Origin of the sequence: Flavihumibacter cheonanensis (genome assembly GCF_022352215.1) — a bacterium.
Classification (GTDB): Bacteria; Bacteroidota; Bacteroidia; order Chitinophagales; family Chitinophagaceae; genus Flavihumibacter; species Flavihumibacter cheonanensis.
Map to the genome: position 1 here is coordinate 1,271,936 of NZ_JAKRWF010000001.1, position 24,480 is coordinate 1,296,415.

The following is a 24,480-nucleotide window of genomic DNA, read 5'->3' on the forward strand; positions in this document are numbered from 1 at the left end:
TAAAACTATTTTATCATGATATTCCCTACCGGGATGGCTTTTAAAGAGGATAACCGGTTTGCCGGAAATGAAAAAAGCCCCCATTTCGTGGAGGCTTTCTTATAAGTTCTTGTCAATCAGGAAACAGGAATGGATGCCTGGGTGGTATCCCACTCCATGATCAGCTTTCCGCCAGCTATACGTATGGTGAAATTTTCTACCGGCGCACTGGTTTTGCCTACCGGGGCAGCTACTTTCAACACATCTTTATCCTTGTGCTTCTCGTATTCATAGGCACCCCACTGCTTCAGCTGACTGTTCAGGATGAGGGTCCATTCTTTTTCATTTGGTATTACAAACAGCGTATAGGTACCTGCCTTTACCGGCTGGCCACCCAGGGTGCCATCTTTCTTAAAAGTGATTTCGGTTGCTTCATCAGCACCGGCTCTCCAAACTTTTCCATAAGGAACCAGGGCACCAAAGATATCTCTGCCTTTTTTAGCAGGCCTGCCATAGGTTACACTAACGTTGTCTGAACTAACCGTTTCATGCGGACTTTTCCGGTTTTGTGCACAGGCGGGAAGCATAAAACTAACTGCTACCAATGCCAATAGTAAGGATTTCATATAAATGCTTTTATTAAAATTAAGGATTCGATTCCACAAGCTTTCTTAAATTTCCAAGGCTTTCTTCCATAACCGGGCCCATCTGCTTATCATATACAATGCTGCCCAGCTTTTCCCAGGGATACCAGGCCAGTTCAAATTCAAAATACCATTGAACAGTGGTGGTGCCTTCTCTTACTTCATATAACATATAATTACTGGTGAACTGGCGATCGCCGGCTGCCCATTGATATTGCAGACTGGAATCTGTTTGTTCCCTGAATTGCACTTCAATTTTGATAGCACTGTCCTGAAACCAGCGATTCCATTCCGGCCAGCGTTGCTCCTCCTGCAAATAAGGCAGTACCTGTTCTTTTGAGCCTAGGATATCAACCGCCCTGGAAATTCTTACAGACGAGGGTATGAGGCTGGTAAAGGCAGTGAGCAGAAGAAAAAAGAATACAATACTGATGAGCAGTAACTTGATCAGGCGCATGCCGGTGCTCGAATTGATTAATGAAAAATAAGTTCAAAGGGTAGTCTGGCCTGCACGGTACCAATGCCTTCCTGCAGTGATTGCCATTGCTCATATACCCGATGCCAATCCTCCCCAATAGTTTTACGAATGGATTTCGCAGAAACATCTTTTGAGATGTTTCCGGTGAGTCGCTCCAGCCAGTTCACACGTTCCGGAAACTGCCTGATGCGATAGCCATCCAGCTTTGCCAGTTTCGCTGCTGCAGCCAGGGCATCTTCCATACCTCCCATGCGATCTACCAGTCCCAGTTTAAGGGCCTGGGTACCGGTCCAGATTCTACCCTGACCAATACTGTCAACAGCAGCAACCGGCATCTTTCTGCCCTCTGCTACCCTGCTCAAAAAAGTCTGATAGATACTGTCAACGCCTTCCTGGAAGAATTTTTTCTGGAGGGGACTCAAGGGTTCCGTTACAGAGGGGGAATTGGCATATGGCCCGGTTTTCACCCCATCAAAGGTTACCCCCAGTTTATCTGAGAAAAAGCCCTGCATATTGGGCACTATGGAAAAAACACCAATGGAGCCGGTGATGGTATTGGGCTGTGCAAAAATACTGTCTGCTCCGCATGCCATATAATAGCCACCGGATGCAGCTACATCACCAAAGCTGACAATTACCGGTTTATCTTTTTTAGCCAGTTCGATTTCTCTCCACATATTCTCACTTGCCATGGCACTGCCACCACCCGAATTGATCCGGATCACAATGGCCTTGGTTTTGGCATCCAATCTGGCTTTGCGGATATAATTCATGAATTTCTTACCGCCGATTTGTCCCTCGTCTCCTTCACCATCAACAATATTTCCCTCTGCATAAATTACAGTAATACGATCTGTACCCTTTCCTGCTAAGGCAGATACTGCTTCGGCATATTTAGCAAGGGAAACAAATTTTATCTTATCGATGGATGCAGCACCGGTCTTGCGGCGAATCTCTTCTTTTACTTCATCTTCATAACGCATGCCATCCAGCAAGCCCAGTTTTTCAGCATCGGAAGCAGTTCTTACCAGGTTACTATCGGCCAGGTTTCTCAACCTTGCAACTTCCAGTTTCCTGCGATCACCAATTGTCTCCAGCATATGGCCATAGATTCCTTCGAGCAACTCGCGACTTTGAATTTTATTCGGCTCCGTCATCTTTTCCTCCCGGAAAGGCTCTGTTGCACTTTTGAATTTACCAGCATAAAAGATCTGAGGTTCAATATCGAGGCGATCCAATGCTTTTTTGAAGAATACATATTCCATTCCAAGCCCCGTCCATTCAAGTCCGCCTTTTGGATGGCAGTACAATTTCTCTGCTGCAGATGCCACATAAAAAGCTTGTTGCGGAATTACTTCTCCATAGGCTATTACAAATTTTCCTGCTTCTTTAAACTCTGCAATGGCTTTCCGGATTTCAGCATTGGTTGCAAATCCATTGGCATTACTTCCTGCTTTCAGATAGAGTCCGTCTACCTGATCATTATTAGCCGCATGTTTCAACAGTTGCACCATATCGTATACACCTGGCTGAGAGTAGGGCTCCTCGCCTTCCAGCAATGCAAAGGGATCTTCTTTGGTTTGCTCTTTCAATGCCTTGCCAAGATCAAGATAAAGGACAGAATGTGCTTCTAACTGTACTGCTTCCTTACTGGCAACTGCACCTGCAATTCCAATCAGCACGAAAAAAGCCAGCACACTGAAAACAAACAAAGCAAGTAATGCAGCAAAAAAGTATTTAAAGAATTGTGCCATACGAACGCTTGGTTAAAAAACGGATTAACTGATATTTGAGCCTGTAAAGTACAGAATCTATGCATACAGCCTACCTGTTGATGGGGGGGAATATTGGAAACCGGGAAGAATACCTTCAACAGGCAAGCCAATTGATCAGTCAATTGGCCGGCAGGGTGGAAAAAAGTTCCTCCATCTATGAAACCGCCGCCTGGGGAAATACCAACCAGTCTGCTTTCCTGAACCAGGCCGTACAAATCAATACCCTTCTGACTGCACCTGAACTCATGACCACCTTATTGCTGATTGAGGAAAAAATGGGCAGAAAGCGACTCGATAAATACGGGCCCCGGGTTATTGATATTGATATATTGTTATATGATCAGGAAGTACATGCAACGCCGCATGTGCGGATTCCACATCCCGAATTGCCCAACCGGCGCTTTGCTTTGGAGCCCTTGCAAGAACTGGCACCTATGCTGATGCATCCTATCTTGCATCAAACGATACGTGAATTATTAACGAATTGCGAGGATCCGCTGCCTGTGACTAAACTGACAACATGAAGTATCACTATATAACGATCGAAGGAAATATTGGTGCCGGGAAAACAACACTGGCGCATTTACTGGCTAAACAGTACAATGCGCGACTGGTACTGGAAGAGTTTGCAGACAATCCCTTTCTGCCTAAGTTTTATGAGAATCCCGGACAATTTGCTTTTCCCCTGGAGTTGTTTTTCATGGCCGAGCGATACAAACAATTAAAGGATTTAATTCATACCAAGGATCTCTTTCATTCCGTAACTATATCCGATTATCTATTTACCAAATGCCTGCTTTTTGCCAAGGTAAACCTGCCGGAAGAAGAGTTTCGTTTGTATCAGCGTTTGTTTGAAATCATTCACCAGCAGATGATTCAGCCGGAAATCCTGATTTATCTGCATGCGCCGGTTCAAAAATTGCAGAAAAATATCCGCAAACGCAACCGGCCATATGAGCAGCAGATACCGGATGAATACTTGTTTAATATCCAGGAAACCTATACGCATTATATCAAACAGCACAATATCAAAACACTATTTGTGGATGCTTCCAATGCGGATTTCCTGGGTAATGAAAAACATTTGAAAGCAATTCTGGATGCCCTGGATAAAGAATATGATGAGGGACAGCATTTTATTGCATTACCCTAACAGCAGCGTATGACCGAACTTCAATCCATTGAACAGGCAAAACAGGATCCACTCGCCAGCATGCGGCTACCCGAATTCAGGTTCCTGATGGCAGGGCGCTTTACTTTTATCATGGCGCTGAGAATGATGGCAACCCTGGTAGGCTGGTGGCTCTATGAACTCACCGGCGATCCCTTTGCGATAGGCCTGGTGGGATTGTCGGAAGCCATTCCTGCCATCTCACTGGCTTTGTATGCTGGTCATGTTATTGACTTATCCGATAAACGAAGCTTGCTATTAAAAGGGGTATCCTTTTACCTGGCCTGTGGTGCAGCATTGTTAACACTATCCTATTTGCTGGGTAATACGGGTCAAAATAAACTGTTGATAGCAGGGATCTATACCATTATATTCTGTACCGGTATCATACGATCCTTTACAGGTCCCTCTTTTTCTGCCATTCTTGCCCAGATGGTGCCCCGCCCCCTATTGGCCAATGCCATCACCTGGAACCAGGGTGTTTGGCTGACCGCCTCTGTAACAGGTCATGCTGCAGGTGGATTCATCATTGCAACAGTGCATGCCAGTGGTACCCTTTGGGTGATTTGCAGTTTGATTTTAATCGCCCTCATTTCCTTGTTTCAATTGCTTCCAAAACCAGCTTCCATCAAAGCGGGACAACAAAAAACACTGGAGAGTGTAAAGGAAGGGTTGAGGTTTGTGTTTCGTACCAAGGAAGTGTTGGGTGCCATGACACTGGATCTCTTTGCCGTATTGTTCGGAGGCTTGGTAGCAATGGTACCAGTATTTGCGAAAGATATTCTGAAAGTGGGTCCCATTGGTTTTGGCTGGTTGAATGCTGCCGCTGATATCGGGGCCATCATCATTATACTTACTCTAACTTTTTTCCCGATGAAAAAGAATCAGGGACGGACCTTGTTTTTTGCAGTGGGCGGATTTGGCTTGTGTATTATTCTATTTGCCCTCTCCAGAACATTCTGGATTTCCTTTACGGCATTGTTATTATCAGGTGTATTGGATGGAATTAGTGTAGTGATTCGGGGTACTATTTTGCAATTGAAAACGCCCGATGAAATGCGGGGGCGTGTGATGAGTGTGAATAGTATGTTCATCAACAGCAGCAATGAAATCGGTCAATTTGAAAGTGGAGTGGCGGCACGTTTTCTGGGAGTTGTACCCTCTGTGATTTTTGGTGGAACCATGACCTTACTGGTCGTATTCATTACCTGGTTTAAGGCACCCTCCCTTAGGAAAATGCACTATTAGGATCCGGGTTCAGCCTGAATTAATTCCATGATTTTTTCGCGTTCTCCTACGATCCAGATAATATCATCCCATTCAAATACTGTTTGGGAATCCGGGTTCAGGATACGATTGCCGGCGCGTTCAATGCCTACTACCAGTCCGTTTGTTTTTTCCCGGATGCCAGAGTTGCGAATGGTTTTTCCTTTCAAAAGATTGTGTTCATCCACACGGATTTTCATCAGGCGGATTTCTTCTTCCTCTTCAAGCTGTGGCAGGGACTCCGGTTCAACAATTGGCCGGAATAGTTGCAATTGCTGGTCGGTACCAATCACCGCCAACTTATCATAGGGATAGATTTTTTCAGTACGTTGAGGGGCCATGATTGTTTTTTTCCCTCTTTCAATTGACGCGATATTGATGCCATAGCGCTCCCGCCAGGCCAGTGTTTCCAGGTCTTTTCCGAGGCAGGCAGCTTCCGGACTAATAGTGAAATAAGCGAGGTGCGCATCCCAGGGACTAAGGGTACTGGTGGCACCGGTATTGGCCACCATTTCACGATGATTCAGGTTGGTCATAAAGCGGCGTTCAATCCGGGCATAAAAAGATTGCAATCGTTTTGAAAAAATAAACAATACCACTGCTAACACAAGGATGGCACCTATCAATGCAATTAATCCGGAAAACAACTGGCTCAATAACAAGAACAGATAAAAAACTGCCAGCAGGTTTCGTAACACTTCCACCATAACCAACGGACCATGGTTCACCTGCTCATTTAACCAGAGACTGGTATAGGCACCACGTTGTGGCTTTTTGATGGTAAGCGCCCAGATAAAAGGAGAAGCAACCAATAGAGTCAGAAGAACCGTCAGGATATGCGCAGTAATTGTTTGCTCCAGCATATTCACCAGCCAGGGATCCACAAATTTTACTGCCAGGAAAATGGCAGCCAGAATGATCACCGAATTAAGAACGATGATGTTGAAATAAGTTCGGAATACCATTTTCCAATCGGCATCCGCTGGTATTTGTTGTGCTCCGGAACTGTATCGGTTGAGGCGGTTTCTCCACCTGGGAGGCAGTGTTTGATCAATCCATTTATAGAGCGGCACTGCTGCCTTGATCATAAAGGGAGTAGAGAAGGTTGTAATAACCGAAACGCCCACTGCTATCGGGTATAAAAAATCTGACGTAACACCCAAGCTTACCCCAAGGGTGGCAATAATGAATGAAAATTCACCAATTTGAGACATACTCATCCCTGCCTGCAAACTTTGTTTTAAGGGCTGGCCGGAGATAAAGGAACCGATGGTAATATTGATGGTTTTTCCAAAAATAACTGCCAGGGTTATGATCAGTACGGGAATGCGATATTCCCATAGCAGTTTGGGATCGATCAACATACCAACCGATACAAAGAACACCGCACCAAATAAATTTTTGACTGGCTGCATCTGGTGTTCAATATCTTCCGCCTGGGTAGTTTCTGCCAGCACGGATCCCATAATGAAAGCACCTAAGGCAGCAGAAAATCCTACATAGGTGGCGAGTATCACCATACCCAAACACATGCCGAGAGAAATAATCAGCAGGGTTTCATTATTCAGCCATCGGTTGACCCATCTGAAAAAACTGGGAATAACCAGGATGCCAAAGAGGAACCAAAGGCTAAGGAAAAACACCAGTTTTACCACTTCGATCATGAGGTCGAGGCCTGAAAACTGCTGGCTGACAGCTACGGTAGAGAGCAATACCATTAATAGTACAGCCACAATGTCTTCTATCACCAGCATGCCCATTACCATACTGGCGAAACTGGTAGATTTGAGTCCCTGTTCTTCAAAGGCTCTTATGATAATGGTAGTAGAAGAAATGGAAATGATCCCGCCCAGAAAAATACAGTTCATTGTGGACCATCCTAAAATACTGCCGGTAGTATAACCGAGCAGAAACATACCTGTTATTTCAAAAATACCTGCTATGGAGGCCGACCCTCCTACCCGCATGAGTTTTTTAAAACTGAATTCCAGTCCCAGGTTGAACAACAATACAACCACTCCGATCTCCGCCCAGATTTTGATATTGTCCAGGTCTCCAATGGTAGGAAAAAAATTAAAATTTGGACCAACGAGTAAACCAGCAATAATATAACCTAATACAAGTGGTTGTTTTAAGCGTTTGAATAAAAGGGTGGTTATGGCAGCCGCCCCAAGAATCAGTGCCAGGTCTTTAATTAAAACAGGTAAATGCGCCATACGCGCAAATATCGGGTAGTGAAACCGTTTTTATATATCTGGCTTATTTTAATTTGAGGTAAAGATTTTCCAATACAAAAAACACAGCCGGACAAAAACTGCTGTTTTTCAGGGTGAGTGGAATTCTTTTAAATAGCACATCTTCATCGGTATAGGGGAAGCGAGCACAATCCGATGGCCGGTTTTCATAGACACTGCAGGCATTGTCTGATCCTAAAAATGGACAGGGAGAAGATTTGGTCACATAATCGCCGTCCTGGTCGAGCCGTAGGTACTGCTCGATAAACTGGCTTTCTTTCATTCCCAGCAGTTTGCTGAGCCGCTTGATATCAGTTGTTTTAAACCGGGGTGAATAGTTTTTACAACAGGCAGCGCAATCCAGGCAATTGATCTTTTCAAATGCCTGCTCGTGTAAATCAGGAATTAATTTTAGCAGCTTGTTTTTGGGCGCGGTTTCCAGCAGGCGTTTGTATGCCTTTTGCCGCTCAGCCGATAACTTCTTCCAATTAGGCGCTATGCTGTCCATTTGTCAAAGGTACTGCTTCCACCCGTCGGGTTACCCGACGGGTGGAGAAAAGGTGCACAAACGATTGAGTAATGCTTACACAAACAAGTGTTCGTCTGGTTTCCAAATTGTAACTTTGCACATCCAAAAAGCTTAACCGCACACATTATGAATTTATTCCAAGCACAGTCGAATGAATTTCTTGGCCGTCATATTGGAACGCTGGCAGATACAGATAAAATGCTGGCGGCAATTGGTATGGGGTCATTGGAAGAACTTATTGATAAAACCATTCCAGGCAGTATCCGGAAAAAGGATACACTAGCTGTTCCGGATGCTGTAAGCGAAGCACAATACCTGCGTGAGCTGAAAAACATCTCCATGAAAAACCAGGTGTTCCGGAACTATATCGGACAAGGTTACTATGATACCATCACCCCAAGTGTGATTTTACGCAACCTCTTTGAAAATCCGGGATGGTATACCCAATACACGCCTTACCAGGCGGAGATTTCTCAAGGGCGACTGGAAAGTTTGCTGAATTTTCAAACCATGGTGTCGGATCTGACAGGATTGCCGCTGGCAAACGCCTCCCTGCTGGATGAAGCAACTGCTGCTGCGGAAGCCATGAACATGTTTTTTCATCATGTGAACCGTACCGATGATATTCAAAAGCCCTGCTTCTTTGTAGACAGCGCCATCTTTACACAAACACTTGATCTGATTTACACCAGGGCTTTACCCCTGGGAATTGAAGTAGTGGTGGGTGATTATAAAAAAGCAACTACAGATGACCGTTATTTCGGTGCGCTGGTTCAGTATCCGAATAATGAGGGTAGTATTGAAGATTATCGTTCCTTTATAAAGGAGATTCACTCCAAAGGCGGTTTTGTTGCAATGGCAACTGATCTATTGGCACTTACCTTACTTACTCCTCCCGGAGAATTGGGTGCAGATGTGGCCCTCGGTTCTGCCCAGCGATTTGGAGTTCCCCTGGGGTATGGCGGTCCGCATGCTGCCTTTTTCAGTTCACAGGAAGAATTCAAACGTGCGCTTCCAGGCAGGATCATTGGAGTAAGCATTGATGCCAAAGGCAATCGGGCACTTCGTATGGCACTTCAGACCAGGGAACAACATATCAAAAGAGAAAAAGCAACTTCCAATATCTGTACCGCACAGGCACTGCTTGCCAATATGGCTGCCATGTATGCGGTATATCATGGTCCGGATGGCCTTCGCGCCATTGCTAAAAGGGTTGCCTTGCTGACGAAAACACTGGCAGAGTCTTTAACGGAACTGGGGTATCAGTTAAAAACAACCAGCTATTTCGACACATTGGCTGTTGCTGTGAAAGATGCTTCCACAATTCGCGAACTGGCTGAACAACAAACTATCAATTTTCATTACCAGCCTGGCCAGGTAGGAATTTCCCTTGATGAAACTACCACACAACATGATTTGCTGGATATTCTCCATGTATTTGCCAATGCAGCGGGGAAAGACAGTTCAAGCCTGACATTCAATTACGACAGCATCCTGGATACGATACCGGCTACGCTCACCCGAACTTCTGAGTTTCTTACCCACCCGGTATTCAACACGCATCACAGTGAATCACAAATGATGCGGTATATGAAATCACTGGAAAACAAAGATCTTTCTCTCAATACTTCCATGATTTCTCTCGGCAGCTGTACCATGAAACTGAATGCAGCTACTGAAATGATTCCCTTAAGCTGGGCTCACTGGAGCAAGATGCATCCTTTCGCCCCTGCAAACCAGGCAGGTGGATACCAACAGATCATAAAAGAATTGTCCGACTTCCTTTGTTCTGTTACCGGCTTTGATGCCTGCAGCATGCAACCGAACAGTGGAGCTCAAGGAGAATACGCCGGACTGCTCACCATTCGTCGTTATCACCTGGCTAACGGTGATACACATAGGAATGTTTGTCTCATTCCAATTTCTGCCCATGGAACCAATCCTGCATCTGCAGTAATGGCCGGTATGAAAGTGGTAGTAGTTAAAGCGTTGGAAAACGGCTATATTGATCTGGCTGATTTCAAAGCTAAGGCCGAACAATACAAAGATGTCTTGGCCGGCACCATGATTACCTACCCTAGCACCTACGGTGTTTTTGAAGAAACTGTGAAAGAGATTTGTGATATCGTACACGCATATGGCGGACAGGTATATATGGATGGCGCTAATATGAATGCACAGGTGGGACTTACTTCTCCCGGCTTGATTGGGGCGGATGTTTGCCACCTGAACCTGCACAAAACTTTTGCGATTCCGCATGGTGGCGGTGGCCCTGGAATGGGTCCCATTTGCGTGAAGGCACACCTGGCAAATTACCTGCCCGGACATTGGTCAACGGATACCACCAGTTCAAATAACAATGGCGCTGTTTCTGCAGCTCCCTACGGATCTGCTTCTATTCTGCTCATCAGCTACGCTTACTGCAGAATGTTAGGTGCTCACGGATTGAAACTTGCTACTGAGTATGCTATCCTAAATGCCAATTACATGAAGGCGAGACTCGAGCAGGCTTATCCGATTCTGTATACCGGTGAAAATGGAACCTGCGCACATGAATTCATTGTAGACCTGAGACCCTTTAAAACATCTGCCGGAATTGAAGCGGAAGATGTTGCCAAGCGCCTGATGGATTATGGATTCCATGCGCCTACCATGAGTTTCCCTGTTCCCGGTACGATCATGATTGAACCAACAGAAAGTGAAGACAAAGCAGAACTGGATCGTTTCTGTGATGCCCTGCTTTCCATTCGCGAAGAAATTGCAGCGATTGAAGAAGGAAAAGCAGACCGTACCAGCAATGTGCTGAAACATGCTCCGCATACCCAGCATATAATTACAGCGGATGAATGGAATCTTCCCTACAGCCGTCAGCAGGCAGCTTATCCGTTGCCTTATGTAAAAGAAAATAAATTCTGGCCTTCTGTAAGCCGGGTAAACAATACCCATGGAGATCGTAACCTGATTTGCACCTGCGAACCGGTTAGCTCCTATGCGGAAGAAACAGCCTGATTAAAAACTTGATTGCATTCTTGTCAGAAGCTGGGTACCTGTCCAGGTACCCGGCACTATGATACGCCGGATGGTATACATGGGATCATTTTGATCCCGCGTAGTGGAAAGAATAAAAGCCGATTTCATACCCCTGGTTTTAAGCTGAGGTATGGCTTCAGGGTTCCACAAGCCAAAGGGATAGGCAAAATGCTCCACCGGTTTTCCAATAATTTTCTCCAGGGCAGTTTTGGGTTTTTCAATCTGCTTAACCCAATCCTCGCCCTGGTATTTTTTTACATTGTTATGATCCCAGGTATGAAGCCCAATGCTATGCCCTTCGTCTGATAAGGCTTTTATCTGTTCCGCTTTCATGTAATTGGGACGGTTGATCGCAACCGTCATAATGAAATAAGCTGCCTTCATCTTATAAGGATCCAATACCTCTTTGGTAACATCAAATTGTTCATCACAGCCATCATCAAAACTGATCAGTACTGATTTTTCTGGAAGTTCTTCACCTGATAACAGATAGTTTCTCAACTGGTCAGGAAGAATGGTTTGATAGCCACTATCATGCAGGGCCTTCATCTGGTCTTTAAACACATCCGGGGGAACGATATAGGGTTTTGCAGTGGGACTATCATCCGGTTTATACGGCCTGATCTGGTGATAGCATAATATGGGAATTTGTTTTCTATTAAAAACAGATGTCGCACTGCTATCCAGCTTGGGAGCTGGCAAAGGAGCCGGTGCTACTGCAACAGCCTTCGCCGAAGGCTTATCCTGCACTTTTGTATCCGTTGTACTTTGTACATTATTGCAGGCTGATAATCCCGCTGCAGCCATACAAATACTTACTGATATCCACCAGTTCTTCATGTTCTTGGTTTTTCATTCTTATGGATCCTAACAATAACGATTCGGGCCTGTTATTCTTATCCCGGTGGATAAAAAAGGGGAAACCTTTATCTTCGTTCGCATGCCGGTTAAAGATTATTACCAGGTGTTGGAAATACCCTATACTGCCAGGGAAGATGAGATTAAAAAAGCCTATCGGCGACTGGCAATGAGGTATCACCCGGACAAAAATACGGGGAATCCTTTTGCTGTTCAACATTTCAGGGAGATCCAGGAAGCCTATGATGTGTTGTCTAACCCGGTTAAAAGAAGTGAATACCACCAGTTAAGATGGCATAATTCCGGTCAGACCTCGCGTTTTGCTTCCCCTGTTCCTCCCAGTGCAGAATTAATTTACCAGGAAGCAGTAAAAATTAAAAATTATGTGCGCCAGTTGGACGTATTCAGAATGAACCAGGAGGCACTGGCGACACAGTTATCACAATTACTCAATGAACGACATCTGTCTATTTTAGTGGATTGCGGTAAACCGGTATTGATCAGAGACCTGGTGGACGCCATCTTGTTTTCTATGCACCCACTTGCTTTCCCCTATTGGAAAAAACTGGTGCCGGACCTGGTACGAATCGCCGGAACCAATAACCAGTTGTTACAGGAGATACGGACTGCGGAAAAAAATAAACAACGGGAATTTAACTGGAACCGGTTTCAACCCTGGATCATCTTATTGATTGTAACAGTAATTTGCCTCCTCATTTATATTATTGCCTAAATTACCACTATGAAAAAACAGGTATTCTTAGCATTCATCACCTTATTCCTATCTTCTATGGCAAGCGCACAGGACTACTATCTATATACCGGCACTTATACCAAAGGCAGTAAAGATGGTATTCATATATTCAAAATTTCTGTTCCATCCGGACAAACAACCCTGGTTGATATTGTTAAAGACATAGAGAACCCCTCTTACCTGGCGGTATCAAAGGATGGACGTTTTCTGTATGCTGTTTCCGAAATGGCCAGTGATCACAAAGGCATGATCTATGCATTCCAACTGGATCCGCAAACCGGAAAAGCACAATTGCTGAATCAGAAAGAGAGTCGCGGTGAAGCCCCCTGTTACATCTCCATTTCTGAAAACAGAAAATGGATTACCGTAGGAAATTATAGTGGTGGTAACCTTATCGCCTATGCAATTGATAAGGACGGAAAACTGACAGATCAGTACCAGCTGGTACATCATGAGGGCAAGGGAATCAATCCCAAGCGGCAGGAAAAACCACATGTGCACTCCACTGTTTTTACCCCGGATAATAAATACCTGCTGGTTCCGGATCTGGGTACTGATAAGGTGATGATTTATTCTTTCAACGAGAAAAAAAATCTCCCCATTGGCGGCACCCAGCAAGGCTTTGCAAAAATCACCGATGGCAGTGGTCCAAGGCATTTGGACTTTCATCCCAATGGAAAATGGGTGTATGTGATTGAAGAGATGGGAGGAACTATCAGTGGATGGAAATACAGCAGTGGCACCATGGAAAAATTTCAGCACATCGATGCGCATCCTGAAAATTACCAGGGCTCCAGGGGCAGTGCAGATATCCATATTTCTCCAGATGGGAAATTTCTCTATGCCTCGAACCGCTATGAGGCCAATAACCTGGTCATCTATTCTATTGATGCGAAAACCGGGATGCTGAAACTGCTGGGTTTCCAGGATTTACCAGGTAAAAAGCCAAGGAATTTTGCCATCGACCCAACCGGGCAACTCTTGCTGGTTGCCAATCAGGATTCAGATTCGGTTACCGTATTTCAGCGGAACCAGGAGACCGGTTTGCTTCAGGTACTACCTGTTGAAATCAAAGCAGGAAGCCCGGTTTGCCTGAAATTTGTTCCTGTTGGCAAATGAGTTATTGAAGCGCTGTAAGAATTCTATTTACAAAAGTTTCTGTATCAAACCACTGACTGTTGGCTGTTTGACCAAGCCGAACAATTACCAGTTCTTTGGAGGGGATCATCAATACCTGTTGTCCTTCATATCCGCTGAAATAATACAGATCTGCAGGCAGGTTTGGATATTTCCGGTTAGAAGAGCCTATAGGATTGCCGGCATTCAACCAGATCTGAAAACCGTATTCCCCCTGAGGAGCAACGGGTACTGGCTGAGTAGCCAGTTGAACCCAATTTTCCGGTAGCAACTGTTCATTGTTCCAGTTTCCATTTTGCAGGTACAACAAGCCGAGCCTTGCCCAGTCGCGCGGAGAGGCAAATACATACGAAGAGCCTACAAAATTCCCCGATGCATCTGTTTCCATCACAGCACTGTACATGCCCAATTTATAAAACAGCTTTTCATAGGGATATCGATGATAGAGGGAATCACCTAATGCATTGCGGAGAATTCCTGAAAGGATATTACTGTTTCCACTGCTATAATAAAAGTTGGAGCCGGGCTCAACTTTCAACGCATGTGATGCAGTATAGGAAGCCATATCCGCTTTGCGAAACAGCATATTGGTAGCATCGGTTGCCTTACTGTAATTCTCTTCGAAATCTAGTCCGCTTGTTTGCTGCAGCAGATGACGAAGCGTGATTTCAGCTCTACCATCCGTAGCAGTTTTCCAGGAAGCTACAGGGGCCGGTTGATTCAGGGAAAGTTTTCCTTCTTTTACCAGCATGCCAATTAAGGTACCGGTAATGGATTTGGCCATCGACCAGCTCAGCTGCCGGTGATGCCGGTCGAATCCGGGTGCGTACTGTTCTGCCACCAGTTCTCCTTTATGAACCACCACAACTGCCCTTGTTCTCACTGGCTGTTCTTCCCGCAGATTCACAAATGCGGCCTGAACAGCTTGCTGCAGGAGTAGTTTCCTTTGATTTGGCATTGCTGAATCTAGATTGCGAACAGGAATCCGATCTCCCATGGGCCAGTCGATGGTATCGGGATCCAACCTGGGTACGCTTGGTAATTGCCATACCTGCTTTTTCAATGCTTCCTTGGTGATTTCATTCACCAGTGTACAGCCAAGTCCGGGTCTGTAAACAGCAATTTGTTTTGCCATACCGGCAACCGTAGCAACTACAGAACTATCGGGCAACACTTCAACAGAAGCCAGTTTCAGCGGAAAATTACCCAGCTCCTGTTCCTCCACCGATTTCAAGGTCCGGTCTCCCAGGTACATACAGGAGCAGGCCATTTTTGCACTATAGCCTGTTAAGATCGGAAAGGCATTCCAGCAATAATAGACCAGGTAGGAAAGGGTAATAACTAATAAAACAGCAGCTATTCTTTTTATGCGGTTCATGTTCTCATTCTTTTGGATCAAAAAATTTCAACTGGCGTTTAAATCTTCCATAAGGCATTATGCGCCTTGCCAGGGTGAAACGATAATTACCTGTATTAAAGCGATAATCATTTTTGGAACTCGCCCCCCGCACCAGGATCGTATTTCCGACTATTGAAAAGTTCAGGTTCCAGTCGTTGCTGTTATATCCTGCTACTGCGCGATAAATAAAATTGGGGCTAATGGTCAGTTTATCACTGCTCCTGTCATTTTTAAATTCCCTGGATAAGCCAAGATCCATATTAAGCGTTGCCGCACCTGTTAGAAAAAAATGTTTTTTGACCACCAGCGTGTACGCATACCCTGCACCCGGACCAAACTCGAGGAACCGGACCCGCCAGATATCGCGTTGAGGATAATCAGCAGCAAGTGCAGTTGGTACGATGGCTGAATCACCGGAAACAGATCCTGCATAGATTTCGCCACCAAATAAAAAAGTGCCGGCTGATTTTTTTTGCCATTCACTCTGCAGGAAGGCGGCGCGATAGGAGAATTTTTCACCATTGCGCAGGTTATAAACAGCCAGGCCGAATAAGGAAATCCCAAGATCAGGACGTAAATAATAGGATTGCGGATCAGCATGTCCTAGTCCCTTTGGATTCAGGTAATAACCTTTATAAAACTGTCCGAAAAAATCGATGGTCCAGTTGCGGGTATAAATATGACTTTGCAAATCCAGGTACCTCGTTTTACCCCTACCCCTTTCCGGATTTAAAAAGGGGAACCCATAGGCCAGGTTGAGGGTAAACCAACGATAGGTAGCACCAACACCCATATTCAGGGTGGAATTGGGTCGATATTTTAGATTGGCCAGATTACCCGGCCCTCCTACTAATATGGAAGTGTATTTGCGGGAAAAAAAGAAACGACTCGTTATGAGGCTGTCGTAGGTTTGAATATAACTGGAATCCGCACGCTCCGCAATAGAAACCAGTTGTGAATGTTGTTGTGCCAGTACAGCAGGGCAGGAAGCAAGCAGTGCGCAACATAAAATCCAGGTATGAAATCGGGCAATCAAATGCATAGAAGAACTACAAATTTGCAGGAATTAGTTGGTTCTCCCCTGCTTATCTTTGCAAAATGCATTATGTTTCAGCAGAAGGATTGGGGAAAAGTTATGGCATCAAACCCTTGTTTGAAAATATTTCCTTTCACATAGAAGAGGGTGATAAGATCGCACTGATCGCCCGCAATGGCTCCGGAAAATCAACCTTACTTAAAATATTGGCTGGAAGGGAAACTCCGGATAGCGGTACCTGCTGGATTCACAAGGATGTGACAGTAGCATTATTTGACCAGGAACCGGAGTTTAGAGAAAAGGATTCTATTCTGGATAATATATTCCATCATGAACATCCAACACTCAATGCGATCAAAGCTTATGAAGCTGCCAGCGAATTGGAGAATGCTGATTTACTAAATGCTGCTATCGAAAAAATGGATGAAACCGGGGGCTGGGATTTCGAAGCCAAAGTGAAGCAGATTCTTGGTAAACTGAATATTCATCAGTTGAACCAGGTTGTGGGCACTTTATCAGGCGGACAGCGGAAAAGAGTTGCTCTCGCAAGAACCCTTATTGATATTGGGTTTGATCATAAACACACTTTGTTGATCATGGATGAGCCTACCAACCACCTCGATATTCAAACCGTGGAATGGCTGGAACATTTTCTTAACCAGGAAAAAGTAACCCTGTTACTGGTGACGCACGATCGTTATTTCCTGGATGCTGTATGTGAGGAAATCTGGGAACTGGATGGCTCGGAGTTATATACTTATAAGGGCGATTACGAAACCTATATGGAACGCAAAGCCGCCCGTATAGAGCAGCAGGCTGCAAGCGTAGATAAAGCCAGGAATGTTTATCGGAAAGAATTAGAATGGATGCGGAAGCAACCCAAAGCCCGGACCACCAAATCAAAAAGCCGGATTGATGCATTTGCGGATGTGGAAGCCAAAGCCAAACAAAAATTGGAAGAGCAGGCATTGCAATTGCAAATGAAAATGAACCGGCTGGGTGGAAAAGTAATTGAACTAAAAAAACTGTACAAGAAATACGGTGATCAGGAGATCCTGAAAGGGTTTGATTATACTTTCAAAAAAGGAGACCGGATCGGAATTGTAGGACCTAACGGTGTGGGTAAAACGACCTTTCTGAATATCCTGCAAGGTGTTGAGGAAGCTGATAGCGGTAAGGTAAATATTGGTGAAACCATCGTATTCGGTTATTTTTCTCAACAGGGATTAACCTATAAGGAAGACATGCGCGTGATTGAGTATGTCAAAACCTTTGCAGAGAATTTTCCCCTGGCGAATGGTGGGAGTCTGAGCGCAGCTCAGTTCCTGCAATTGTTCCTGTTTACGCCGGATCAGCAATACAGTTACATTAGTGCCCTGAGTGGTGGAGAAAAGAAGCGATTGTTATTATTAACAATCCTCTTTCGTAATCCAAACTTTCTGATATTGGATGAACCTACCAACGACCTGGATTTGCCCACTCTGGCTGTATTGGAGAATTTCTTATCAGAGTTTCAGGGATGTTTGCTCATCGTATCACACGACCGGTATTTTATGGATCGGTTGGTGGACCACCTCTTCGTGTTTGAAGGTAACGGACAGATTCGCGATTTCCCGGGCAACTATACTATTTACCGGATCTGGCAAAAAGAACAGGAACAGAAAAGCATTACGGAAACAGTTGAAACTGTATCGAAACAAGCTTTACAAGAAACAGCAGCAACGCAACCTGCCAAAAAGAAATTATCGTTTAATGAAAAGCGTGAGTTTGAACAGTTGGAGAAGGACATTCCCAAACTCGAGAAAGAAAAAGCGGAGTTGAGTGAAAAATTGGCTTCCGGGCAACTTGAATTCCAGGAACTGCAGGATATCTCCCTCAAAATTGGAAAGATCAGTGAGGAACTGGAAGAAAAAGAAATGCGCTGGCTGGAATTAAGTGAATTGACGGGAGCCTGAGGATTTAAAAATAAGCCCTGCGTTTTAGTTGCAGGAAGATAACTGCCACCACTAAACAAATGGTCCCATTTACAAACCAGGTAAACCGGAATCCCGCCGTTTCTGCTAGTTGGGAAGAGAGCAGTGGTCCCAGTGTTTGAGCTGCCGACCAGGCCATGGTATAAAGAGCGGCGTATTGTCCCCGGTTATGTGCACTGCTTCGGTTGATCCAGAAACTATTCATAAAGGGCATCGACAACATCTCCCCTGCGGTAATAACAAGGATCAAAGCAAAAGCCATTGGAAGGGCAATGGTTCCAAATCCCATCAGCAGGTAAAAAACTCCTACCAGTCCAACCCCAATAGCAATATACGTGAGTTGATTCCGGCGACCTTCCAATTGATAGATAAGGATCATTTCAACCAGTACAATCAACATGCCATTGAATGCCATGAGCATGCCAATCTGGGGTTCGGTGAAATGCAATACCTGCTTGAAATACACAGACAAGGTGGTGAATAGCTGAAAGAAACAGGCTGCAAAAAGCGTTACAAGGATAATAAAAACATAATAGGGATAATCTCTGTAAACGGATGGGCCTTCTGGAGGACGTTCAGTTTTTTGCACTTCTTTTCGTTCCTCCGTGTGACGGGCAGCTGCCTGCTTTAAAAATACCACCATCAGAACAGCCGCAATGAAATTGGAAATTCCATCCACCCAGAACAACCATTGGTAACTGAATTTAGCAATAATACCACCCATGGCACTGCCCACCGCCCAACCCAGGTTTACTGCTAACCGGTTGAGAGAATAAGAACGGGTACGGTTCTCAGGCGTACTGTAAAAAGCAATAGCAGTAGAGTTCGCCGGACGAAAGGCTTCATTTACAAAACTCAGTAGAAAGGTAAAGAGGCATATTAGATAAAAGGACTGAATAAAACTAAGCACAAAGAATAGTACGGCACCCCCACCTAAAGCTGCCAATTGCACTTTATAAAATCCGATTTTATCAGTAAGACGGCCACCGACAAACGCACCTGCAAAAGCGCCCGCACCAAAACAACCAAAAACCAAACCTGCATCACCGATGGAATAACCCATACCCGGACTGGTAAGATAAAGTGTCAGGAATGGAACCACCATGGTACCACTCCGATTGATCAGCATGATCAGGGATAGCAGCCAGGTTTCTTTGGAGAGACCTGTGTACGCAATTTTATAGGATGAAATTGTTCTGGAAAGCATAAGGCGGCACAAAATTATTCTGTGCCGCCTTTCAGCAATTACCGTTTAAAAAGTTTGTAGGGAAATTAACTACCAAATACTTTTTTCAAAATATCATTTACCCTTGCTGCCGGGTTGGTTCTGATTTTTTTCTCCTCCTCTGCTACATAATAAAAGATTCCATCAATGGCTTTGCCGGTTACATAACTGGAAAGATCCGGATTCACTTTTTTCAGACTGACTTTATTATAGGCGTCGAACACGGCAGACCAATATTTAGTAGCACCGGTTTTCTCCAGTGAAGATTCAATAACCGGACGAAAGGCACTGATTAATTCAGGGGAAGTTGATTTTCTAAGATAACCCGTTGCGGCTGTATCTGCACCACGTAAAATAGTGAGCCCATCCTGAACAGTCATTTGCTTAACTGCACTCACGAAAATGGGAGCGGCTGATTTGGAGGCATCTTCTGCAGCACGATTGATGCTCAAAATAGCATCGTCTACCAGTTTCCCCATGCCCAGCGCCCTGAGTTTTTGTTCAACCTGCCGGGCTTCCTCCGGTAGCAGTACTTTTACTGCAGCGTCTTTAAAAAAGCCATCAGCTGCCGACAATCTCTCTGCACTGTTTTGGGTACCAACAGCCAGTGCTTCCTTTAAACCAGCAATAATTTCGTCGGAGGAAAGACCTGATCCGGATTTGTTTTTATTTAGAAGTCCGCCTGCCTTTTTCAGTATCCCACCAGCACCATTTTCATTCGTTTGTGCCTGTGCGGCGTTAATTAGGGAAATAGCCAGGATAGAAAGTAATAGTTTTCGCATAGGTGTATTTTTGATTCAGTACTGCTAAAATAAACGTATAAGAAGAAAGAATAGGTGTATACGACCAACAATTAATGTTAAAAAGGATAGTATTTTCGTTGTTTCAATAGAAACTATGCATAAAATTCTTGTATCCTCCGCTTTACTCCTATGGACAGCCGTATCCATTGGTCAAACAACAAAAAAACCAGCCACACCGTCGCCTGCAAAAAAACCAGCGACTTCGGCAGCTGTGAAGAAACCTGCTGCATCAGCTGCTCCGGTATTGAAAAATGCGAAAGACAGTATGAGTTATGCCATCGGCATGAGCCTGGCCAATTTTTATAAAGACCAGGGTATTTCAGACATCAATACCCAACTGGTTTCCAGAGCTTTGAACGATGCATTAAAGAATCAGAAAACATTACTCACGGAAGAACAAATGAATATGAGTATTACCAATTATTTACAACAGTTAAAGAAAGAGAAAGCAGCTGCTGCCAGAAAAGCAGGTGCTGAATTCCTGGCTTCCAACAAAAGCAAGCCTGGCGTAATTGAATTGCCTAGTGGGCTCCAGTACCAGGTGATCCAGGAAGGCACTGGTCCTAAACCCGGACTTACCGATAAGGTTAAATGCCATTATCATGGAACCCTGATTGATGGCACTGTATTCGACAGTTCTGTGGATCGTGGACAGCCAATTGATTTTCCAGTTAACGGGGTTATTCGCGGCTGGATTGAAGCCCTTCAGCTAATGCCTGTTGGCAGTAAGTGGAAGCTGTTTATTCCAGCTGACCTGGCCTATGGTGATCAGCAGGCCGGAGCAAAAATTGCCCCGGGATCAACGTTGATATTTGATGTGGAGTTGATTGAGATAGTGAAGTGAAAGGTGAAAGGTGAAAAGTGAAAGAGGGTGAAAAGATAAAAGTGAAATAAGAAGTACTCTATAAAAAAAGCCCGCAGAATTGCGGGCTTTCCTATTTTCACTTTTGATTTTTCACCTTTCACTTTTTTTCACTTCTCACCTTTCACCTTTCACCTACTTCACTTCCATCCTAACCTCATCACTCGAAACTCCACCTTTATCATCCATCACGGTGAGGCGGAAACTGTAGGAACCTTTTTGAATATTGTTGAGGGCTGTAATAGCAGCACCTGGATTCACTATTTCAACGGGATTACCGGCGGTTTGTACCCAATGATACCTGGAAATAATACCATCCGGTTCTCTTGAAGAAGTTCCATCAAGCTGAATAAACTCAGAGCTGGAAACCACTACATCCTCTCCGGCATTTGCAGTGGGGGGAATATTGTCCTTTTTTGAAAAGGTAGCAGATAACAACAGCGAAGCTGTCAGAAGGATCAGATTCATAGTACGGATTTTTTTCTTTAACGCCCGATCCGTTGCTATTATTATGCCAATCCCCCGTTCATATTGCTAAAAGCTTCTTAATATCCGGCATTGTACATCAGCTCATAATATTCATGTGCCATGCGGTTGCTTTCAAACTGGTAGCGAACATCCCGCATCCCATTCTTCACTACCTGCCTCCAGGTATCCCGGTTTTGATAGTACAACGGAAGGATTTGCTCCTCCAATATCCTGTATAACATGTGAAGGTCGTATTCATCCTGTTCATGCGTATTCATGTTGGCATAGTCTGCCTTTGGAATGACGAATCCGTTATTACCATGATTTACAAATTCCGGGATCCAGCCATCGTCAGTACTGAAATTCGCGGCTCCGTTCATAGCGGCAGTCATTCCACTGGTTCCGGATGCTTCCCTTGGAACACGGGGATTATTAAGCCAGCAATCTGCTGCCTGTTTCATTCTTTTGGATAGGGCCAGTTCGTAACCCACAACAACGGCCATGTTTTTATGCTTCCGGCTTAGATGAACCAGGTGATTGAAATCATTGATCGCCGGATAATCCATCGGATAGGGCTTACCTGCCCAGATAATCTGTACCGGATATTTTGAGTTTTCAAGCAGGCGGGTGAAACGTTCGGCATCCCGGGTAATCAGGTCCGCACGTTTGTATCCTGCAAAACGACGTGCCCAAACAATGGTGAATACATCCGGATTGAATTGCTTACCGGTCTGATCAGCCACAATCTCAAATGCACGATGTTTCAGGTAACGTTTCCGGTCGTCCCACATATGATCATTCCCTTCTTCCATAAAACGATACAATTGCTTATCCGCCCAATACCTCCAGTTCTGCGCATTGGTGATGGAAATGATTGGGCAGGTTCCCGAATGTTTTTCCCACATCGCCCTGGATACATGACCATGCAATTGCGATACACCGTTTGCTTTACGTGCGAATCTCAATGCCACCAGGGAGTGATTGAACTGATCGTCCTGGATGCCTGTCAGATGTCTGACTTCATCCAGTGATAATCCGCAGAAATAACTCATTTTATGACAGAGATAGATATCATGCTTTTCATTGCCGGCCTCTTCAGGGGTATGCGTAGTGAAGACCAACCTTTTACGCACTTCTTCCAGGTTGTTCCCAAAACGACGGTACAGGTAAAAGGCAGCGCTGATACCATGTGCTTCATTGAGGTGGTAAACTTCCGGACTGAATCCGATTTCATCCAGCAGTTTTGCACCACCAACTCCTAAAAGAATAAACTGTGCCACTTTGGTTGCCACATTGGCATCGTACAAACGATGCGTAATGGTTTGTGAAACATAATCGTTTTCAGGAAGGTCGGTGCTCAACAGGAATAAAGGGGCAGTCTGGTAAGTATCTGGGGGCAGGTACCATACTTTCACCCAAACCGGGTGATCGTGAATGGAGATCTGAAATTTTATCTGGGTATCCTGCAAAAAACTGTATTGTTTTTCCATCCAGGTAACCTGGAGGGTCTGGTCCTGGTTACGGGCCTGATCATAATAGCCGAACTTCCAAAGAATTCCGATTCCGATCAGGTTTTGCCTTAACTCATATGCACTCCGCAAATGTGAGCCCGAAAGGAAACCAAGTCCACCACTGTAAATTTTTAACGGCTGATGAACTGCAAATTCCATGGAGAAATAGGCCACTTTCTTTGAATAACGATCATCTCCCTGGTAGGGAACACTGAAATTTCTAAAACTCATATGGCATCAATGATTTGTCGAATGTGTATTAAGTACGCAATTTAAAGTATTCACTGGAATTAAGGTTATTTACTTCTTTTTACGGGAAGCAGGAGGGGTAGCTTTTTTCTTACGGGTATATCTTCCTTCAAAAAAACATTTGATATCCCTGTAGGAACCACAGCCTTCCAGTTCTTTCATAGTAACCGTATTACCCGAGAACGTAAAATCAATAACGCAGGGACCGTTGTTTTCCGTATACCGGGCGGAATTTGCCCCCGTAATTTGTGCATCCCCCTTTAACTCTCCCACACATGTTCCTTTATCTTTTTCAAAATGAATAAAGAAACTAAGGTATCCCTTTCTATGACTGTCGCGGAAGGAAACCAGATTACGGGTTTCACCCAAATAATCACCCGTATGTTTATGAGTAGTTGGCAGGGTATCAATCGGATTGATCAATTTTCCTTTTTTGTTTGCCTGGTCATTGGATTCAGTAAGAATCAACATGAAAATTCCTTCCGGATTGTAGATAAAAACATCTTTTTGGTACAGGACCTGGCCATCAGGTGCGGTACGCTGCCGAACGGTGGTTATGGTATGGCGACTATCAATATTGGCTACTTTCTGCTCAGTTCTTGTTGGAGTGGTAGTACTGACCACCAGTGGTAATGCTGACTTGAAAGAATCCTGCTCAAAAACAAGCGCATATGCCGCCCTTTTGGTGCCCAAAACAGCTTTCACCAGGATATAGGTTTCAGCATCTTTTACTTCAATTTTTCCGATTGGATACAACTGTGGTTTGGTTTTTTTGCCATAAACGGGCTGCAAAACAGAGTCCGGCACAAATTGGGAAAAGATTTTATTGCCGATCCGGAGAGAATCAGGCGACTTTTTCACCAACATGGTATCAGACAAATGAAAAGGAAGTTTGATCTCCGGGAAAAAATCAATGAATTCGGAAACGACCACCTCTTCGGTATCCAATAATTGCTTTTTTTTGGAGGTACAGGCAGCCATCCCAAGCAGTAAACAAACAATAAGCAGACGGTTTTTCCAATGCATTGGTCAGGTTTTCCTTGAGTCGCTAAAATAGTTTATTTCAAATAGCTCCCATTTTTTGTCCTTTATTTTTTTT

At 44.5% G+C, this 24,480-nt stretch carries 21 protein-coding genes; 8 read left to right on the forward strand and 13 right to left on the reverse strand.

Annotation, left to right across the window (positions count from 1 at the left end):
- Positions 1-116 precede the first annotated feature (116 nt).
- Genes MD536_RS05645 through sppA form a run of 3 tightly spaced genes read right to left on the reverse strand, consistent with a single transcriptional unit; the run spans position 117 to position 2,855 of the window.
- The gene (locus MD536_RS05645) at positions 117-605 is read right to left on the reverse strand and encodes a DUF2911 domain-containing protein (RefSeq protein WP_239596601.1); all 489 of its coding nucleotides are present in this window, start codon (positions 603-605) and stop codon (positions 117-119) included.
- 19 nt (positions 606-624) lie between these two features.
- On the reverse strand, positions 625-1,080 hold the full coding sequence (locus tag MD536_RS05650; protein ID WP_239596602.1) for an SRPBCC family protein: 456 nt from the start codon (positions 1,078-1,080) through the stop codon (positions 625-627).
- 17 nt (positions 1,081-1,097) lie between these two features.
- Positions 1,098-2,855 carry a signal peptide peptidase SppA gene (sppA, locus tag MD536_RS05655; protein WP_239596610.1) on the reverse strand — a complete coding sequence of 586 codons (1,758 nt, stop codon included), beginning with the start codon at positions 2,853-2,855 and terminating at the stop codon, positions 1,098-1,100.
- A 59-nt stretch (positions 2,856-2,914) separates the two neighbouring features.
- Here sppA and folK point away from each other — a divergent pair, with 59 nt between their 5' ends.
- The 3 genes from folK to MD536_RS05670 are packed head-to-tail and all read left to right on the forward strand — an operon-like array spanning position 2,915 to position 5,295.
- Positions 2,915-3,400: a 2-amino-4-hydroxy-6-hydroxymethyldihydropteridine diphosphokinase gene (gene folK / locus MD536_RS05660; protein WP_239596612.1), complete on the forward strand. Its 486-nt coding sequence runs from the start codon at positions 2,915-2,917 to the stop codon at positions 3,398-3,400.
- The gene (locus tag MD536_RS05665; RefSeq protein WP_239596614.1) at positions 3,397-4,029 is read left to right on the forward strand and encodes a deoxynucleoside kinase; all 633 of its coding nucleotides are present in this window, start codon (positions 3,397-3,399) and stop codon (positions 4,027-4,029) included. The genes folK and MD536_RS05665 overlap by 4 nt, the downstream gene beginning before the upstream one ends.
- A 9-nt stretch (positions 4,030-4,038) precedes the next feature.
- Positions 4,039-5,295, forward strand: a complete 1,257-nt coding sequence (locus MD536_RS05670; RefSeq protein WP_239596616.1) for an MFS transporter — start codon at positions 4,039-4,041, stop codon at positions 5,293-5,295.
- Here MD536_RS05670 and MD536_RS05675 read toward each other — a convergent pair.
- Both MD536_RS05675 and MD536_RS05680 read right to left on the reverse strand, forming a co-directional pair.
- The gene (locus MD536_RS05675) at positions 5,292-7,529 is read right to left on the reverse strand and encodes a monovalent cation:proton antiporter family protein (RefSeq protein ID WP_239596617.1); all 2,238 of its coding nucleotides are present in this window, start codon (positions 7,527-7,529) and stop codon (positions 5,292-5,294) included. The two genes, MD536_RS05670 and MD536_RS05675, sit on opposite strands and share 4 nt — an antisense overlap.
- A gap of 43 nt (positions 7,530-7,572) precedes the next feature.
- Positions 7,573-8,055: a YkgJ family cysteine cluster protein gene (locus MD536_RS05680; RefSeq protein ID WP_239596618.1), complete on the reverse strand. Its 483-nt coding sequence runs from the start codon at positions 8,053-8,055 to the stop codon at positions 7,573-7,575.
- Between the two features lie 147 nt (positions 8,056-8,202).
- Here MD536_RS05680 and gcvP point away from each other — a divergent pair, with 147 nt between their 5' ends.
- On the forward strand, positions 8,203-11,085 hold the full coding sequence (gene gcvP, locus MD536_RS05685) for an aminomethyl-transferring glycine dehydrogenase (protein WP_239596619.1): 2,883 nt from the start codon (positions 8,203-8,205) through the stop codon (positions 11,083-11,085).
- On the opposite strand, the gene MD536_RS05690 is transcribed toward gcvP, so the two are convergent.
- Positions 11,086-11,946 (reverse strand): polysaccharide deacetylase family protein, encoded by an 861-nt coding sequence (locus tag MD536_RS05690; protein ID WP_239596620.1) that lies wholly within the window; start codon positions 11,944-11,946, stop codon positions 11,086-11,088.
- A gap of 100 nt (positions 11,947-12,046) precedes the next feature.
- On the opposite strand from MD536_RS05690, the gene MD536_RS05695 reads away from it, so the two are divergent.
- Together MD536_RS05695 and MD536_RS05700 are read left to right on the forward strand one after the other, a co-directional pair.
- Positions 12,047-12,697 (forward strand): J domain-containing protein, encoded by a 651-nt coding sequence (locus MD536_RS05695; protein ID WP_239596621.1) that lies wholly within the window; start codon positions 12,047-12,049, stop codon positions 12,695-12,697.
- A 9-nt stretch (positions 12,698-12,706) separates the two neighbouring features.
- Positions 12,707-13,837, forward strand: coding sequence for a lactonase family protein (locus MD536_RS05700; RefSeq protein ID WP_239596622.1), 1,131 nt, complete (start codon positions 12,707-12,709; stop codon positions 13,835-13,837).
- Position 13,838: 1 nt separating this feature from the next.
- On the opposite strand, the gene MD536_RS05705 is transcribed toward MD536_RS05700, so the two are convergent.
- Positions 13,839-15,233 carry a serine hydrolase domain-containing protein gene (locus MD536_RS05705; RefSeq protein WP_239596623.1) on the reverse strand — a complete coding sequence of 465 codons (1,395 nt, stop codon included), beginning with the start codon at positions 15,231-15,233 and terminating at the stop codon, positions 13,839-13,841.
- Positions 15,234-15,237: 4 nt separating this feature from the next.
- Positions 15,238-16,296, reverse strand: a complete 1,059-nt coding sequence (locus MD536_RS05710) for a DUF4421 domain-containing protein (protein ID WP_239596625.1) — start codon at positions 16,294-16,296, stop codon at positions 15,238-15,240.
- 56 nt (positions 16,297-16,352) lie between these two features.
- Here MD536_RS05710 and MD536_RS05715 point away from each other — a divergent pair, with 56 nt between their 5' ends.
- Complete coding sequence (locus MD536_RS05715; protein ID WP_239596627.1) at positions 16,353-18,245, forward strand: ABC-F family ATP-binding cassette domain-containing protein; 1,893 nt, start codon at positions 16,353-16,355, stop codon at positions 18,243-18,245.
- A gap of 4 nt (positions 18,246-18,249) precedes the next feature.
- Here MD536_RS05715 and MD536_RS05720 read toward each other — a convergent pair whose 3' ends face one another.
- Positions 18,250-19,470, reverse strand: coding sequence for an MFS transporter (locus MD536_RS05720; protein WP_239596630.1), 1,221 nt, complete (start codon positions 19,468-19,470; stop codon positions 18,250-18,252).
- A gap of 65 nt (positions 19,471-19,535) precedes the next feature.
- Positions 19,536-20,270: a DUF4197 domain-containing protein gene (locus MD536_RS05725; RefSeq protein WP_239596631.1), complete on the reverse strand. Its 735-nt coding sequence runs from the start codon at positions 20,268-20,270 to the stop codon at positions 19,536-19,538.
- A 115-nt stretch (positions 20,271-20,385) separates the two neighbouring features.
- Here MD536_RS05725 and bamJ point away from each other — a divergent pair, with 115 nt between their 5' ends.
- On the forward strand, positions 20,386-21,135 hold the full coding sequence (gene bamJ / locus MD536_RS05730; RefSeq protein ID WP_369075797.1) for a BamJ family beta-barrel-assembly machinery protein: 750 nt from the start codon (positions 20,386-20,388) through the stop codon (positions 21,133-21,135).
- Positions 21,136-21,288: 153 nt separating this feature from the next.
- On the opposite strand, the gene MD536_RS05735 is transcribed toward bamJ, so the two are convergent.
- The 3 genes from MD536_RS05735 to MD536_RS05745 all read right to left on the reverse strand — a co-directional run bounded on the left by MD536_RS05735 (position 21,289) and on the right by MD536_RS05745 (position 24,407).
- Positions 21,289-21,621, reverse strand: coding sequence for a PKD domain-containing protein (locus MD536_RS05735; protein ID WP_239596633.1), 333 nt, complete (start codon positions 21,619-21,621; stop codon positions 21,289-21,291).
- Between the two features lie 77 nt (positions 21,622-21,698).
- Positions 21,699-23,363 carry an alpha-glucan family phosphorylase gene (gene glgP / locus MD536_RS05740; RefSeq protein WP_239596635.1) on the reverse strand — a complete coding sequence of 555 codons (1,665 nt, stop codon included), beginning with the start codon at positions 23,361-23,363 and terminating at the stop codon, positions 21,699-21,701.
- A gap of 69 nt (positions 23,364-23,432) precedes the next feature.
- The gene (locus MD536_RS05745; protein ID WP_239596637.1) at positions 23,433-24,407 is read right to left on the reverse strand and encodes a hypothetical protein; all 975 of its coding nucleotides are present in this window, start codon (positions 24,405-24,407) and stop codon (positions 23,433-23,435) included.
- Between the last annotated feature and the right edge of the window lie 73 nt (positions 24,408-24,480).